The sequence below is a fragment of the Bacillus sp. FSL K6-1033 genome (genome assembly GCF_038630765.1).
Taxonomy (GTDB): domain Bacteria; phylum Bacillota; class Bacilli; order Bacillales; family Bacillaceae; genus Bacillus; species Bacillus altitudinis.
The window spans coordinates 3,683,281-3,698,863 of the sequence record NZ_CP152041.1 but is presented as its reverse complement, the minus strand read 5'-3'; the positions used below and the strand labels follow the sequence as shown (position 1 = coordinate 3,698,863).

The 15,583-nt window shown below is 40.2% G+C and carries 15 protein-coding genes; 7 read left to right on the top strand and 8 right to left on the bottom strand.

The features are described 5' to 3' along the window. Positions 1–32: 32 nt before the first annotated feature. From MHH31_RS18950 to MHH31_RS18940, 3 genes are all read left to right on the top strand, one after another. The gene (locus MHH31_RS18950) at positions 33–689 is read left to right on the top strand and encodes a hypothetical protein (RefSeq protein ID WP_146271915.1); all 657 of its coding nucleotides are present in this window, start codon (positions 33–35) and stop codon (positions 687–689) included. A gap of 151 nt (positions 690–840) precedes the next feature. Further along, on the top strand, positions 841–1,335 hold the full coding sequence (locus MHH31_RS18945) for an RNA polymerase sigma factor (protein WP_007497431.1): 495 nt from the start codon (positions 841–843) through the stop codon (positions 1,333–1,335). After that, positions 1,336–2,193, top strand: a complete 858-nt coding sequence (locus MHH31_RS18940; RefSeq protein WP_017368457.1) for a DUF3298 and DUF4163 domain-containing protein — start codon at positions 1,336–1,338, stop codon at positions 2,191–2,193. A 44-nt stretch (positions 2,194–2,237) separates the two neighbouring features. On the opposite strand, the gene MHH31_RS18935 is transcribed toward MHH31_RS18940, so the two are convergent. Next, the gene (locus MHH31_RS18935; protein ID WP_008347534.1) at positions 2,238–3,167 is read right to left on the bottom strand and encodes a manganese-dependent inorganic pyrophosphatase; all 930 of its coding nucleotides are present in this window, start codon (positions 3,165–3,167) and stop codon (positions 2,238–2,240) included. Between the two features lie 303 nt (positions 3,168–3,470). On the opposite strand from MHH31_RS18935, the gene MHH31_RS18930 reads away from it, so the two are divergent. The 3 genes from MHH31_RS18930 to rplI are packed head-to-tail and all read left to right on the top strand — an operon-like array spanning position 3,471 to position 6,864. Continuing rightward, on the top strand, positions 3,471–4,418 hold the full coding sequence (locus tag MHH31_RS18930) for a YybS family protein (RefSeq protein ID WP_342495134.1): 948 nt from the start codon (positions 3,471–3,473) through the stop codon (positions 4,416–4,418). A 20-nt stretch (positions 4,419–4,438) separates the two neighbouring features. Next, a complete protein-coding gene (locus MHH31_RS18925) occupies positions 4,439–6,418 on the top strand; it encodes a DHH family phosphoesterase (RefSeq protein ID WP_017359884.1) in 1,980 nt (659 codons plus the stop codon). Continuing rightward, on the top strand, positions 6,415–6,864 hold the full coding sequence (rplI, locus tag MHH31_RS18920) for a 50S ribosomal protein L9 (RefSeq protein WP_274660414.1): 450 nt from the start codon (positions 6,415–6,417) through the stop codon (positions 6,862–6,864). The genes MHH31_RS18925 and rplI overlap by 4 nt, the downstream gene beginning before the upstream one ends. A gap of 40 nt (positions 6,865–6,904) precedes the next feature. Here the strand turns inward: rplI and MHH31_RS18915 are convergent, their stop codons facing one another. From MHH31_RS18915 to MHH31_RS18885, 7 genes are all read right to left on the bottom strand, one after another. Continuing rightward, positions 6,905–8,119: an MFS transporter gene (locus tag MHH31_RS18915; protein WP_243824607.1), complete on the bottom strand. Its 1,215-nt coding sequence runs from the start codon at positions 8,117–8,119 to the stop codon at positions 6,905–6,907. Positions 8,120–8,141: 22 nt separating this feature from the next. Continuing rightward, positions 8,142–8,285 carry a YycC family protein gene (locus tag MHH31_RS18910; protein ID WP_008347524.1) on the bottom strand — a complete coding sequence of 48 codons (144 nt, stop codon included), beginning with the start codon at positions 8,283–8,285 and terminating at the stop codon, positions 8,142–8,144. Positions 8,286–8,357: 72 nt separating this feature from the next. Next, positions 8,358–9,092, bottom strand: a complete 735-nt coding sequence (locus tag MHH31_RS18905; RefSeq protein WP_072368168.1) for an alpha/beta hydrolase-fold protein — start codon at positions 9,090–9,092, stop codon at positions 8,358–8,360. An 89-nt stretch (positions 9,093–9,181) separates the two neighbouring features. Further along, a complete protein-coding gene (locus MHH31_RS18900; protein WP_342495133.1) occupies positions 9,182–10,147 on the bottom strand; it encodes an iron-hydroxamate ABC transporter substrate-binding protein in 966 nt (321 codons plus the stop codon). A gap of 98 nt (positions 10,148–10,245) precedes the next feature. Next, positions 10,246–11,871 (bottom strand): helix-turn-helix domain-containing protein, encoded by a 1,626-nt coding sequence (locus MHH31_RS18895; protein ID WP_338705907.1) that lies wholly within the window; start codon positions 11,869–11,871, stop codon positions 10,246–10,248. Positions 11,872–12,080: 209 nt separating this feature from the next. Next, the gene (locus tag MHH31_RS18890) at positions 12,081–12,962 is read right to left on the bottom strand and encodes an alpha/beta hydrolase-fold protein (RefSeq protein WP_274660416.1); all 882 of its coding nucleotides are present in this window, start codon (positions 12,960–12,962) and stop codon (positions 12,081–12,083) included. 498 nt (positions 12,963–13,460) lie between these two features. After that, positions 13,461–14,318 (bottom strand): hypothetical protein, encoded by an 858-nt coding sequence (locus MHH31_RS18885; protein WP_342495132.1) that lies wholly within the window; start codon positions 14,316–14,318, stop codon positions 13,461–13,463. Positions 14,319–14,427: 109 nt separating this feature from the next. On the opposite strand from MHH31_RS18885, the gene MHH31_RS18880 reads away from it, so the two are divergent. Then, on the top strand, positions 14,428–15,384 hold the full coding sequence (locus MHH31_RS18880) for a DUF4885 family protein (RefSeq protein WP_342495131.1): 957 nt from the start codon (positions 14,428–14,430) through the stop codon (positions 15,382–15,384). Positions 15,385–15,583: the final 199 nt, after the last annotated feature.

The following is a 15,583-nucleotide window of genomic DNA, read 5'->3' as shown; positions in this document are numbered from 1 at the left end:
ATGAGTGAAAACTTTTATGAGGAGCGGACCTAATGATTCGATTACACTGCCTTCACGCACATCCATCTAATATTTCTTACATTGACGACGCTTTCTATGACACAGGATTTGATCTGCATCACATCGTCGATTCATCCTTTATGGAACGAGCCAAACAAGATCCCGCATTTGATCTTGAGCAGCAGCAAACCTATGCTATCAACAGACTCATGCAAGAAGAAGAGGCTGATCTTGTTTTATTAACGTGTACACAATACATTGCGGCTTTGGGGGAGCAGCAGCACCTGTTCAAACAACCAATTGTTCCGATAGATGAGCCGTTATTTGAGCAGATTTGTGAGCGAGAGGGTCCGCTTCAGCTAGTGTTTTCAAACCCAGATACAGTAGAAGGAACGATGAAGCGACTGTCTTCATATGTAAAAGAGCGGGGAAAGCAGTTGAAGGCAGAAGTGGTTGTGCTAGAGGATGTCTTTCATCTTTGCTTGAACGGTGATATACAAGCCTACCATGAGCGAATTATGGAACAGTTAAGGCAATCTGTGAAGCAGCATGGAGATATTTGTGTGATGCAGCTCTCGATGGTTCACGCTGCAAAGCAGGTGGAGCAGGAAACAGGAGTGTCCATCATTCATCCGCTATCACCACTCAAACCATTTGTTTATCAAAAAATAACTACTCTAAAAGAGTGAACCCGCCACAGGTTCGCTCTTTTTGTATAGAAACGTAAATGGGATGACATGTTAAAAAAATAATGGAGCGCAAACTATTTTTAACAGGTGCGCGTCTATCCAATGTAAGAAATAACAGATGCGCATTTAAGATAAAGGAGCTCTTTGTAAAATGAAGAAACGAAAGATTGATGATCAATTTGCGGATTACGTAATGGAGCATAAACACAGTTTTTATCGATTGTCCTATAGCTATGTCAAAAACCCAGAAGATGCGATGGATGTCGTTCAAGAGGCGATTCATAAAGCACTCAAATCTGTTCACAGATTAGAGGATGCGACCAAGATGCATAGCTGGTTTTATAAAATCGTCGTAAACGCTGCCCTCGACTTTTTACGAAAGAAGAAGCGTGTGCAAGTGACAGACGATGATACGCTGGAATTTTTATCACAGGGTGAATCGGATGTCTATGAGGATCAAGATGTCAGACGGGCAATAGAAGATTTGCCGGAGATGTATCGGGTCATCATTATATTAAGATTCTTTGAGGATTTAAAGCTAGAGGACATTGCTCATATTCTTGGAGAAAATGAAAACACCATTAAAACAAGATTATATAAGGCGTTGCGGCTTTTAAAAGTAGAATTATCGCAGGAGGAAATATAAATGGATAAGCATTTGGAACAGTTAAAAGAGGAATATCTAGAAATCCCTATTCCCCCGGAATACGATGCTATGGTTGAACGGACATTAAAACGAAAAAACAAGCAACCTCATTTTCAGAAATGGACGATCGGACTTGTTGCTGCAGCTGCTTTATTTGTCACCACTGTAAATGTCAGTCCGCAGGCAGCAAGAGCGATTTCAGAAGTACCCGTCATTGGAGAGCTTGTGAAAGTCGTGACGTTCACAGAATTTAAAAAGAGCGATCAGGGAACAAATATTGATCTCAAAACACCACACGTTTCAGGGCTTGGGGACGGAAAATTACAAGACAGCCTGAATCAAAAATATTTAGCTGAAAACAAAAAGCTGTATCAAGATTTTGAAAAGGAAACAAAGGGTTATAAAAATGGTCATTTGAGTGTAGAGAGCGGATATGAAGTAAGAACAAATAATGATCAAATTCTTTCACTAGGTCGATACAAGGTGACGACTCAGGCTTCTGCGGCAGAGGAAATGACATATGATACGGTGGATAAGAAAAACCATGTACTCATTACATTACCAAGTCTGTTTAAAGATGACCGTTATATTGATGTGATTAGTGAAAATATTAAAGAACAAATGAAGAAACAGATGAAAGAGGATTCAAATAAGATTTACTGGATGACGAAGCAAGATACGGTTGATCCGTTTAAGAAGATTCAGCCAGATCAAAGCTTCTATATCAATTCAAAAGGCAAACTGGTGATTTCCTTCAACGAATATGATGTGGCGCCTGGTTACATGGGTGTAGTTGAATTCACGATTCCAACAAGCGTGCTAAAGGATATTCTTGTCAGCGATATGTACATTCATTAAAAGAAGAAAAAAGACTGCTGAAGATGTCAGCAGTCTTTTTATGTTTATGAAGAAAGTGCGTCTGTTAGTGCAGGCACGACTTGTTTCTTTCTTGATACAACACCTTTTAGTAAAGCAGTGTTGTTTTCAAGTGTGACATTAAATGCTTTTTCTACTTTTGCTGCTTCAGCACCAAGGGCAAGCGCAAGAGAGTCATTTTCTAGAATGTCTGTGATCACTAAAACAAATAGATCAAGACCTTTCGCTGCGATGACTTCATTGATTTTTGCTTCGATGTCAGCTTGTCTTGCTGTTACTTCAGCGATATCAACTGTATTAACTTGTGCAATTTCGACTTTGCTGTTTCCTAGTGCAAATTCTTTTGCATCCAGTGTGATTAATTCTTGAACTGTTTTTTGGCTTAGGTCAGCTCCTGCTTTCAGCATATCTAAACCATATACTTCAGGGTCTACTCCTGCGATTTTTGCTAGCTCATGCGCAGCATCAACATCCTGCTGTGTGCATGTTGGGGATTTGAATAGCAAGGAATCAGAAATGATCGCAGACAAAAGCAAACCAGCGATTTCTTTTTCAATTGTGACTTGGTGCTCTTTGTACATTTTGTTTAAGATCGTTGCTGTGCAGCCAACTGGCTCAGCACGATAGTAAAGAGGTTCACTTGTTTCAAAGTTGGCAATACGGTGATGGTCAATGACCTCTGTCACTTGTACTTGATCAATATCGCTTACACTTTGTTGGAATTCGTTATGATCGACAAGAATGACTTGTTTTGTTTCGTTTGCAGCCGTTTCAATGAAACGAGGTGCTTCTTGTTTAAAGAAATCTAATGCGTATTGTGTTTCTCCATTGATTTCTCCAAGTCTGACAGCTTCTGCTTGAACGCCAATTTTGTTTTTCAGATCAGCGTAAGCGATAGCAGAGCAAATCGTGTCTGTGTCAGGGTTTTTGTGTCCGAATACGAGTGTTTTTCCCATGTGAATTCTCCTTCTTACTTTTATTGATGATGTTTCTATTCTAACAGCTTTTGACCTTGAATTCAGGGTTTATAGCTAAGAATAATCTAAAAAATTGTAACATGCTGTCTGAAAAGTTGCATGTACAAGACGATCTAAGTTGTTCCACGTGAAACGTTCTTGGAATAGCCTGCATTTTACTTGCGATTTACGGCTATGGTAAAATAAAGGTTGGGTCAAGATATGACGGAGCGTACATCGTACGTATACATAGAAGTACACATTGAGCAAGATATAGAAAAATGATTGGATTGAGGTGAAGGTGTGAAACAAACAAAAGCGTTAGTAGAAGGCGCTATCATGATCAGTATTTTTGCGGTCATGACGCTGTTTTATTTGTATGTGCCACTTTTAGCCATTATTTTCTTCATGGCTGCTCCGATTCCGATCATTCTCTATACAATCAGGCATGGCTTGAAAAAAGGAATTGCGGCTGGCGCTATTGGCATAGTGATCAGCTTTTTAATTGGGTCTATTAATGGGCTGTTAAGTGCGCCAATGCTGATTGCTGTTGGAGTAGGTATGGGTGTTTTCTACAGCAGGAGGCAGCCAGGTCAGGCTATTATTACGGGTGCGCTGATCTACTTATTCAGTTTTCTCATTTACTTTGTTGTCAGTGTCCAGCTGTTTCAAGTAGATATACTGGGTGTCGCAAAGGAATCAATTGACCAAATCATGCCGATGGTAGAGAGTACCTTAAAACAATCTGGCGCTACTGATCAGGAGATAGCAAAACAACTCAAGCAGTTTAGAGAGATGCAGGATACGGCATTAAATTCTTTACCTGTAGCGCTTTTGATTTTTGTCACGCTCATGTCTTTCGTCAATCATTGGTTTGTGCGGCCGTTGATTAAACGGTTTGTTCCAGACATGCCAGCTCTTAAGAAATTTAAGGATATGCGGCTGCCAAAAAGCATGGTATGGTATTATTTACTCACACTGCTTTTGATGCTGATTCAGCCGGAGAAAGGCAGCTTTTTATCGCTCGTGCAAACGAGTGCTTTTCAAATTTTATTTATACTGGTGCTTATTCAGGGCTTTTCTTTTATCTTCTATTATTGCCACGAAAAAAACATCTCAAAAGTGGTACCCATTTTTGCCGTCGTATTGACGATTCTCTTTCCGCCAATCGGTGTGATTGTGCGTATTATAGGGATTGCTGACATAGGCTTTGATTTAAGAGAAAAAGTAAAAACAAATAATTCACTCTGAATGTTGAGGAGTTGATATCAGTGCCAAGCTTCTATCGAAAACCTGTCATCAAGTATCCGATCTTCGCGTTAATTGTTCTTGCGGTGATCACAGTCCTCCTCAACCTTTATTTTAATTGGATCATAGGAGCGGTTGGTCTTTTAGTCCTTGCGGGTGTGCTCTACTTTTTAAAGTGGGCAGATACGCAGGTGCAAAAAGAGATTGATTCATATATTTCAACATTATCCTATCGAGTCAAAAAGGTTGGAGAAGAAGCATTAATGGAGATGCCAATTGGTATTATGCTGTTTAATGACCAGTATTATATCGAATGGACCAATCCATTTCTCGCTTCGTGCTTCCATGAAAGCACACTTGTCGGCAGATCCTTGTATGATACATTTGAATCCATTGTGCCTCTTATTAAACAAGAGGTTGAGACAGAAAATGTGACGCTGAATGACCGGAAATTCAAAGTCATTATTAAACGGTCAGAGCGCCTTTTATATTTCTTTGATGTCACGGAACAAGTGCAGATTGAAAGACAGTATGAAAATGAACGAACGGTGTTATCTTATATCTTTTTAGACAATTATGATGATGTGACGCAGGGTCTTGATGATCAGGTGCGTAGCGCGATAAATAGTGAAGTCACATCGCTGTTAAACAATTGGGCACAAGAATACGGCATTTTCTTAAAAAGAATTTCATCTGAACGATTTATGGCTGTATTAAACGAGAGCATCTTAGCAGAGCTTGAAGCGTCGAAGTTTTCCATTTTAGACGAGGTTCGTGAGAAAACAGGGGCACATAGCGCCACACTTACCCTTAGTATTGGAATCGGTGCGTCTGTTCCTTCTTTAAAAGAACTTGGCGCACTTGCGCAGTCGAGTCTTGACCTTGCCCTCGGACGAGGCGGGGATCAGGTAGCGATTAAACAGCCGAATGGGAAAGTGAAATTCTACGGTGGAAAAACCAATCCAATGGAAAAACGGACACGAGTACGCGCACGGGTCATTTCACATGCTTTAAAAGAAATTGTATCTGAAAGCGGTAATGTCATGATCATGGGGCATAAGTTCCCCGACATGGACTCTATCGGTGCCTCGATCGGGATTTTAAAGGTTGCTCAGGCGAATGGAAAAGAAGGTTACATCGTCATTGATGCCAACCAGATTGGGGATAGCGTTCAACGCTTAATTAGTGAAATTAAGAATTATGAAGAACTTTGGTCCCGTTTTATCACGCCTGAGGAAGCGATGGAGCTTGCAAAGGATGACACATTGCTTGTGGTCGTAGATACACATAAACCGTCCCTTGTGATGGAAGAACGACTGCTAAATAAGATCGAAAACGTCGTTGTCATTGACCACCATAGACGTGGTGAGGAATTTATCCGTGATCCTTTACTTGTCTATATGGAGCCGTATGCTTCATCTACAGCAGAACTTGTGACAGAGCTGTTAGAGTATCAGCCGAAGAAATTGCGGATTAACATGATTGAAGCCACAGCACTTCTTGCTGGGATTATCGTGGATACGAAGAGTTTCTCCCTCAGAACGGGGTCAAGAACGTTCGATGCAGCATCCTACCTTCGTGCAAAAGGGGCAGATCCTGTCCTTGTGCAAAAGTTTTTGAAAGAGACCGTCGATCATTACATTAAACGGGCAAAGCTCATTCAGCATACAGAGCTGTATCAAAATCAGGTAGCGATTGCTTCCTTGCCGTCTGACAGATCTGAGTATTATGATCAAATTACGATCGCACAGACGGCTGATTCTCTCTTGTCGATGAGTGAGGTTGAAGCATCATTTGCTGTCGCAAGGCGAGATGACGATACGGTCTGTATTAGTGCAAGATCGTTAGGGGATATCAACGTTCAAATTATTATGGAAGCATTAGATGGCGGCGGTCATTTGACTAACGCTGCGACCCAGATTTATGGTATAACCATTGAAGAAGCGGTAGAGAAGTTAAAAGCTGCCATAGACGAATATTTCGAAGGAGGGGTTCAAAGATGAAAGTCATCTTTCTAAAAGACGTAAAAGGCAAAGGGAAAAAAGGCGAAGTCAAAAATGTAGCTGACGGATACGCTCACAACTTTCTCATCAAACAAGGGTTAGCTGTTGAAGCAACTCCAACGAACCTAAGTGCATTGGAAGGGCAGAAAAACAAAGAGAAAAAGAATGCCATCCAAGAGCTTGAGCAAGCGAAACAATTAAAAGAAACAATTGAGGCGCTGACAGTGGAACTCACTGCTAAATCAGGTGAAGGCGGTCGTCTATTTGGTTCGATTACCAGCAAACAGATCGCTGATAAATTGCAAAAAGAACATCAAATCAAACTCGATAAGCGTAAAATCGAGTTGAATGATGCCATCCGTGCGCTAGGATACACAAATGTACCGGTGAAGCTTCACCCAGAAGTACAAGCAACATTAAAGGTGCACGTCACAGAACAAGCATAAACAGAAAAGAACCCGTCTCCTCGTGAGACGGGTTCTTTTCTTATGATGGATCTGAAATATAGATGCTTCGTCCAGCACGCATACCGGATAAAAACATGAAAAATAGAACGATGATAAAGATGATAATAGATGGCGTCCATGTATGTGTCACATCAAAAAGGATACCGATCATGAATGGACCAACAGCGGCTAATAAATAACCGAGTGACTGCGCCATTCCAGAAAGAGCAGCTGCTTGTTCCATATTGGTTGTTCTTAATCCGATAAATGTGAGGGCAAGACTGATACTGGCCCCTTGTCCGACGCCGATTAATAGCACAGAGATAACAAGAATAGGCGTCGACCCTCCGAGAAGGAGACCAATCATGCCGAGTAAATACACAAGGACAAGGCCGACGACAAGCGGTCTTTGTGTTTTTAATTTTTCTGCAAAAACGGGCGTTAAGAAGGTGGATGGCAGACCAGTGAACTGCATAATAGAGAGCATCCATCCCGCTGTCGCTAGGTTCATGCCATGTGATGTCAAAATATCAGGAAACCATGCGATACTGCTGTAGAAAAGGAATGATTGCAAGCCCATAAAAAAGGTCACCTGCCATGCGACACGTGAACGCCATATTGGCTGTTCTTTGAGCGAAATGCTTTTGGCAGCCGCTGTGTTCTGATGAAGAAGCTGCGGCGCCCACACCATCATTGCAAGAAGGGCAAGTCCGGCCCAAACAAGGAATGATGTATTCCAGCCGCCAGGCATTGCATGACTGAGCGGAACGCTGACACCAGATGCAAGTGCAGCAAAAACGGACATCGATGTCGTATACACGCTTGTCATTAATCCAGCATGTGCAGGGAATTTATGTTTCACAAGTCCAGGTAAAAGCACATTACAAATCGCAATCCCGACGCCGACTAGCGCTGTTCCCATCATTAAAAAGGTGATGCTGCCCAATGAACGAATGACAATCCCAAAGAGCAGGACAGCAAGCCCAAGCCAAAGTGTTCGTTCATTCCCAAGACGTTTTCCGATTTTAGGTGCAATGGGAGATAGCAATGCGAATGAGAGCAGTGGTAATGTCGTGAGGAAACCAGCCAGTCCATTTGAAAGCTGTAAATCAGAACGAATGGCACCGATCACAGGACCAACAGACGTAATGGCTGGCCTCAGGTTAAAGGCAATGAGTAAAATCCCAGCAATCAGCAAAATGGTTTGCCCTGTACTGCGAGGATGAAATGTTGATTTTTCTAGTTGTTGTTCCATGAATGTAAACTCCTTTATTTCTTTAAGAACGATCTTTCTTTTGTTCAAGCTCCGCTAATTTAGCTAATAAGATGTGCTGCGGCATATGCATGATTTGCTCTAACGGTACATTGAGTGATGCAGCAAGCTTTTGTGCGGTATCGGCTGAGATTTGTAAAGGTCTCATGCGCAAATCCCTCCTCTTTCAATCTATACGTTCCAATATACCATATCGACTTTGTGACTTGCTGATAAAAAATTAAGGTTTTCTTTTATAAAACCACTTGATGGCCGATAAGAAATTTTTTTGAAATTGTTTCAGATGGTGGCCCTCTCCTTGTTCAATGTGAAAGTGAAGCTTTCGTTCCTGCATCCCTTTCTGTAATAAAAGATCATGGAGTTGTTTGTTGAATAAAGGCATGTGCTGTTGGACAGATGTTTTGCCTTTCCCTTCTTCACTGCCTACAGACAAATAGACAAGGTGGTCCACAGACTGAATGCTTTGTTGTTTAGCAAACGGTAGAAAATCTTGATACCAAAATGACCCAGAGATAGATGCGATGTTTTTAAAAAGAGCAGGGTACATCAATAAAGTATAAATTGCAAATAGCCCACCTAATGAAGCACCTATGTGACTATGTTCATGACCGGTCTGTTTGACTGAGTATTCTCTTTTGATATATGGAAGCAAGTCATTTGCTAAAAATGACACATATGTCTGTGCCTCACCTTTAAAGTCAGGGAATCCAGAACGCAGTGATGATGCTTTCCATGGTGTATATTCGTCAAGTCGATTGAATGGGTGTATACCGACGATGATGATTGGCGAGATGGTTTTGGCTTCAATCATGCTTTCGATCTCTAGCAGGTGGGTTCTAAACAAAGAAGAGCCATCTTGTACAAAGACAGCTGGAACATCAATAGAGGTGTCCGGTGGAAGGTAAATATCAAGCTGCCGCCCGTTCAATTCGTCATATAGAAACGTTCCGTTCATGTGTATTCTCTCCTTCAAGTTTTCAAGCTCTGCTGAAAAGAAGAACAAAGGGCTAAAATGTTTAGCCCTTTGTCAAGATGCGCATCTTTTTAGTTGGTTTGATCTAGCCATTTGACAGCCTGATCAAGGAAAGTTGTTTTGCTTAGTGCTGTTCCTCCCTGAAGCATAGGATCAACGACATTTTCATAGATGTGCCCATTTTTCACAGCTTTTAGGCTGTTCCAAATTTTATTTCCCTCTAAGTCCTTCAATGCATTTGGATTCGATGAGTTTTCCTCTTGGGAGAACTGAACAAAGATATAGTCAGGATTGAGTTCGCCTAGGCGTTCCAATGAAATCATTGCTTGTGCTTTGGCTTTTTTGATATCACTTGGTGCTGTAAACCCTAAGTCCCCATATAAAGTAGAGTTGAAGTATACGTCTTCAGGGTACACGTACAGGTCGCCCTGTCTAATGCGTAAAATGACAGCTGTTTTGTTGTTGCTTTTGTCTTTCAGGGTTTCTTTCGCTTGTTTGAGATCTTTCTGATAATCAGAAATGATGCTTTTCGCTTCTTCACTTTTTCCAGTCAGTTCACCGAGTAATAAAAGGTTGCTTTCCCAGTCGGAAGAGACATGTGATACTGGGATCGTCGTTTGGACTTTATCTAGTTTTTTAATTGTTGCAGGCGGGAACTTGGTTGATCCGAGTATCACGTCTGGTTTTAGTTTTAAGATTTTTTCTAGGTTTGGTTCTGTTTTTTCCCCAATGCCTTCTGTTTTTGCTGTAATGTCTTTAAATAATTCAGGGAAAGTGCCGCCTACAGTAGAAGCCCCAATAGGGTCGATACCAAGTAGTTTTGCATCTTCCATCGATTCTAGGCTTCCAGCAATGACGATTCGTTTCACTGGTGTTTTCAGTTTGTACGTTTGATCTAAGTATTTGATGTTTGTTTCTGCTGCTTCAGCTGACTTGCTTTTGGTTGTGTTGGAAGCCGGTTTATTTTCTGCAGCACCACAGGCTGCTGCGATGATCGTCATGATACAAAGGATAAGCAATGCGAACCATTTTTTCATTTGTTTTCTCCTTTAACTGATAATTGTTCTCAATTAAAGATTGTAGTAGTCATTCGTCCTTTTATCCATAGACAATGATCTGTCTAGTGATGGACTTTTTACGGAAAAAAAGATAAAAGGTCCTGAATGACTCGTTGATGACTGGCTGCTGTGTATTCACGCCAAGGGTCAGAAGCGAGTGGATAGACGGCTTGTTGCGTCACAGCCTTGAGATTTTGCCAAGCCTCCTGTTGCTTTAACTTTTGATAAAAAGCAAGAGTTTTTGGTTCTTTATGCAACAAAAGGAAGATGGCATCTGGGTCTAACTGCTGTATAGAGTGAATGCTGATTTTTTTTTCGATGAGCTGGCCATCATTCTGAAAAGCTGGCAGAAGGCCAATGTCATGAAAAATTACTTCTGACAAGGTGCGATTGACAGATAAGTAGAGCTGATCTTGAAAGATACGAAGAGGCAGGACGGTTCTTGGTGGATGATCAATAACGCATTCCTTTTTCGCTTGATTAACGAGTTCTTCGTAATGAAGCAGCCATTCTTCTGCTTCCCTCGTTTCGTTTAAGAACAGAGCTGTTTGTCTGAATTGAGTGCGCCAATCCAATTGTGTGAATGGAACAAAGTGTACAGGACAGATGGTTTTCAACGCTTGTTTTTCTGCCTCTGTCACATGATCATTGGCAATGATCAGCTCAGGTTGTGCTTCCTTCAATTGCTGTAAATTGGCTTCAGCGTGCTCGTTGATACGATGTGCACTCAGATGAATCGGAATTTCTTCTGCATAATGCTCAAAATCATGTGCTGTCCATTTAGGGTGAAGAGGGGCAGCATATGGGATGATATGAATAGGTGTGAGCTGCCCGAGTATGGAATGGCCATAGGCAGCCATTTTCCGTTGACGGCTTTTCATATAAGCAGAAGGAGTGATACCCGTTTTTTTCTTAAAGATGCGGCTAAAGTAATAGGGGTCTTGATAGCCAATGTCCTGTGCAATGTCTTTGAGCTTTGCATGACCTTTCGCCATTAACTGTTTGGCTCTAGCCAGTCTTTTCTTGGTGATATAATCAGTGACACTCACATCAAAATGCTTTTTAAATAGCTCGCTGTAATGATTGGCGCTGATACCAGCCATATGAGATAGACTTGTAAGGCTGAGAGGTTCTTCGGAATGTTGATCGATATATTGTTTTGTTTTGAAAAGGGCGTGTGTTGTGTCACAAATGTCTTCTTTATGCAGTGTGAAAAGCTGCAGGATGAGCTGTTGAAAAAGGGTTTGGCTTCTAAAAAAGCTAATGGATTCAGGTTTTTGCCATTCTGCTGTCATGTCGGACAGTAAAGAATGAATTTGTTCAATCGAGCTAATATCGATAAATTGCCATACATTCAGTAAAGATCGGGCTTGTTCAGTTGATACTTCTTCTATGCTTTGACCTTGTGACGCGTACATTTGAAAGCGAAACAGATAGAGCTCGTGTTTTTGATAAGGCTCTGTTTTCAACATAAATGTTTCCCCAGGCATCATCGTATAGAGTGTCAGATTTTTCAATCGCCATCTTTGATCATTCAATGTAAGTAAACCATTGCCGCTTATGCTAAAGAGGAGGCAGAATGTATCTGACAACTGCTGCTCCGTATGTGGAAGATCTGCATTATTTATTTTTTCAGTATATGTTAATCGATAAATGCATTGTTCAGCATTTACCTTTGTACATAATTGATGATTGTTTCCCATAAAACCACCTGATCTCTTATTAATTGATAAACATTCTCAATTGAATTGTATCAGAAAGAGCTGGAAAATGGTGTGTTTATTCTGTCAAAAAAGCACCCTGATGGAGATCAGGGTGCGTAGGGTATAGAGAAACACTTGTATTCGTTGTCCGTCCTGCGCCTGTGATAAGGGCAATCTTTTGAGATAGGTCACTATGTTTCGTGTGTTCACTAGCTTTTTTTCATATCTGTGGTTGTTAAAGGATCATCATGATAGAGTGCAAAACGAAAAGCATAATTCATCAGCACTGGCAAAACGGACGTATGTCCTTCTTCAGGGAACTCGTGATAGGCCGTATGCAAGCCGTATGGCGATAAAGGCAACATTCGATTTGCTAGTGAATGGGCATGATCATTCATTTGACATGGATGATGTTTTTCTAACTCACCTACACCTACAAGCAGCCTGACATCCATAGGCACCTGACGTATATAGTTGGTGAATTGGTGTTCTTTTTCTAGAAATAATTTTTTGTTCCAGTGGATAGAAGGGCTCCCTGCAATATATGTCTGATAAGCATCAGGGTGCTCAAATAGTGTGTGTAATACAAAAAGACCGCCAAGAGAATGCCCAAACAGTGTTTGACGACTTTGGTTGATTGGAAAGCGTTGTTCGATATAGGGCTTTACCGTCTTTTCTAAAAAAGAAAAGAAAGTAGAAGCGCCGCCATATGTATGGTTGGAGAAGTCCTTTCTTTTCCTCCCAATGGAAGCATCAGGGGCGGTAAGAGTGAGATCATAATGCCTAAGCGGATGATAGGGTTCTTCTGTTTGATAGCCAATTCCAACAATGATAGCAGGTGCGACACCTGTTTTTTCAGGTCTTCTTGACTGTAAACGGATGGCTTCGACCATTGTGCCAAAAAGTGAATTCCCATCAAGCACGTACATGACTGGAAAACCAGTTGCGGGAGGAGTGGTAGTCGGTTTAAATATAAAAAGTCTGTATGGGTGTGCTGTGATATCTAGTTGCTCCGTCCCAGGTATAAAAAAGGGACGGCTTTCTCCGAAAAGTGAATTCTCAGTACCCATTCCTTCAGGGCGTTTCAACATATATAAAAATTCCCTTCCTCAAAATGATCCTCATATGGTGATAAAAGCAGACTTGTGAATATTGGTTGGATGAGAGTATTACCTGAAAACTTCAAATGAAAATGATTCTCAATTATCATGTGAGCAAACCAAATAATAATAGTTATTAATTATAAAGTCAAATGTTCATAAAGTTGTATAAATGTTAATTTTGTCCAATTAATTGATACGGCCTGCTCTGCTTCTATATTTTGCGTCGGCAGCCGGTCATCGAGAAGTTCCGCCATACCAAGCACCGTCCTTTCATACAAAAATACACTACTCTTCTTTTTAACATTTTCATTCATAACAAAATGAAATGGTCAGTCAAGGTTCTGCTAGAGAGCGTGTTGAAAGAGGAGGGGCTGTTTTAAAAGTGGCGAAATAACATATAACATCAAAAATGAGACAATAAAAAAAGTAAGGGATGTGCCCTTACTTTTTGATCAATTGGTGTACATATCTGTCAACATCATTCACTTAAAATCCATCTGTGACATCATATTCGTAACGGATATCGGCTTTGACATTGCTCATAGTAGATCTCGCCGTAGCTTTTGCGTTGTACTTAAAGCTCCATTTTTGAGCGACTCTTAATTGATCATCCAGAGATATACGATAAGAACCACTTGTTGCAGAGGAGAAAAGTGATTGATACCAAATGTTACTATCACTAGCCATCAGTTTGTGTGTGACATTCCCTTGGTTGGGTGTTTGAGTGCTAGTTGTCGTAATTGATTTAACTACAGCGCGTTTAGGAACTGTGGAATTATTCGTTAAATCCATTGTAATGACTGAAGAGTCAACTCCTAAAAAATTTAAAGAAGAATTCCCCAAGTTCGTAGCAGTCCCTGTAAAATTGAATGTCCCATTTCCAGATTTAATACGATCTTCAATGGAAACAGTAAAATACATGTTACCGGTATATGTACCACGGGTTACTTTCACAAAATAAGTTTCTGAAGTTGAAGTCACGTCACCAGTATTTGCAAAAATAAAAGGCGTTACTGAATCAGGATTTATAACTTCGGATCCTGTCCTAGAATATTTCGAATTATACACCTCGATGTTCATCCCTATATATTGCTTATTATATGAACTTCTGACATAAACTCTTTCACCTTTATTGATCGTAAACTGATAATACGCTTCATTTTCACCTTCAGGTAAGATTGTCGTGTCTGAACGACTATTTTTCCAATATCCCATTGAACTTGCAGTGTTAGGGCTGTTATTCCCCGTAATTGCTGCTTCCGCTGAAGTAGGTGCAAAAAAACTAGTAACAAGCGCCAATAATAATGCTGGTAATAATAAACGTTTAAAGATAGTATTTGTCATATATTAACCCTACTTGTAATAATTACTATATCGACATTGAACTAACAAATTTTAACTGAAATGCCGATATATTTAATAATCACTATTTTCTTAAAAAAGGAGAATCAAAATGAATATTAATACGTCATATACAGCCCGTGCTTCGAACAATTTGAACCAAATAGACGCTAAAGGTCAATCAGCTATTAAAAGTACAAACGAAGTGATGACCGAATCTGATAGACGAATGAAAATATTAGATGAAAAATACGAAAAAATAAATGAACAAAATAAACGATTCAAAGATCCTCAGAGTCATATATATGATAAGTATCGAAATCCATACTCTTCTTATTTCAGAAGTGATCTAACTAAAGTGGAGAGAGAAGCTGCTTATACGATGGAAATGAGTTGGGCAAGGAATAATAAAGGTGGACAATATGACTTCAATGATGCTATTTTCCGTAATGAAAAACGGTACGATCCTACCCAAGAAAGTGTAGAAAAGAAACTATTAAATCGTCAGAAGGTGAACGAACAACTGCAAGCTTTGTTTTCTACCAATGGTTTGAACATTCCTAAAAATGCTAATTTAACTTTTACCATTGATCCGAATCATTTTAAATTAGTGGTGAGTGGATCAACTGACGAGTCGCTGGTCAAACAAATAGAAGACATATTGAATACAAGCAACAATACAAGAGAACTATTTTTTCATATTATGAAAAGTAGAAATGATGATTCGACTCAATTCACGCCGGATACACTTGCAAAGTTTCACCTTGTCAATCAAATCAAAACGGTAACAGGCTACAATTTAAAAGATTTAAGCATTGTAAACGGTCAATTTGTAACGGACACCGGAGCGAATATTTTCGATATCTACAAAGAAGAACTTCTGAAAAACCCATACACAGCAGAAAATGCCCGCATTGCTGCATCACATTATGGTGCACAGCTCTTTGATCTAGCGAAGAACGGGTATGATTCTATTCCTGATTTGGTGTTATCTATTGGGTATGAAAACGGGTCTTTATATGACATTGGACAAAAGGTGAATTACGGAGTTAAGAAAACGATAAATTAAAAAACGCACCTGATATTTTCAATATTTGATCATGTGCGTGTTCATGCCATGTTGGAGTATCGATCACATGTGTGAACAACAGCTACAAATTCCATTAGCGATACAAAGGACTCTATAACAATTTATGTTACAGAGTCTTTTCTATTTGAAGTGTGTTGTTTCGCTGTTCAATGAAACAACCACATGGTAATTTTGACTA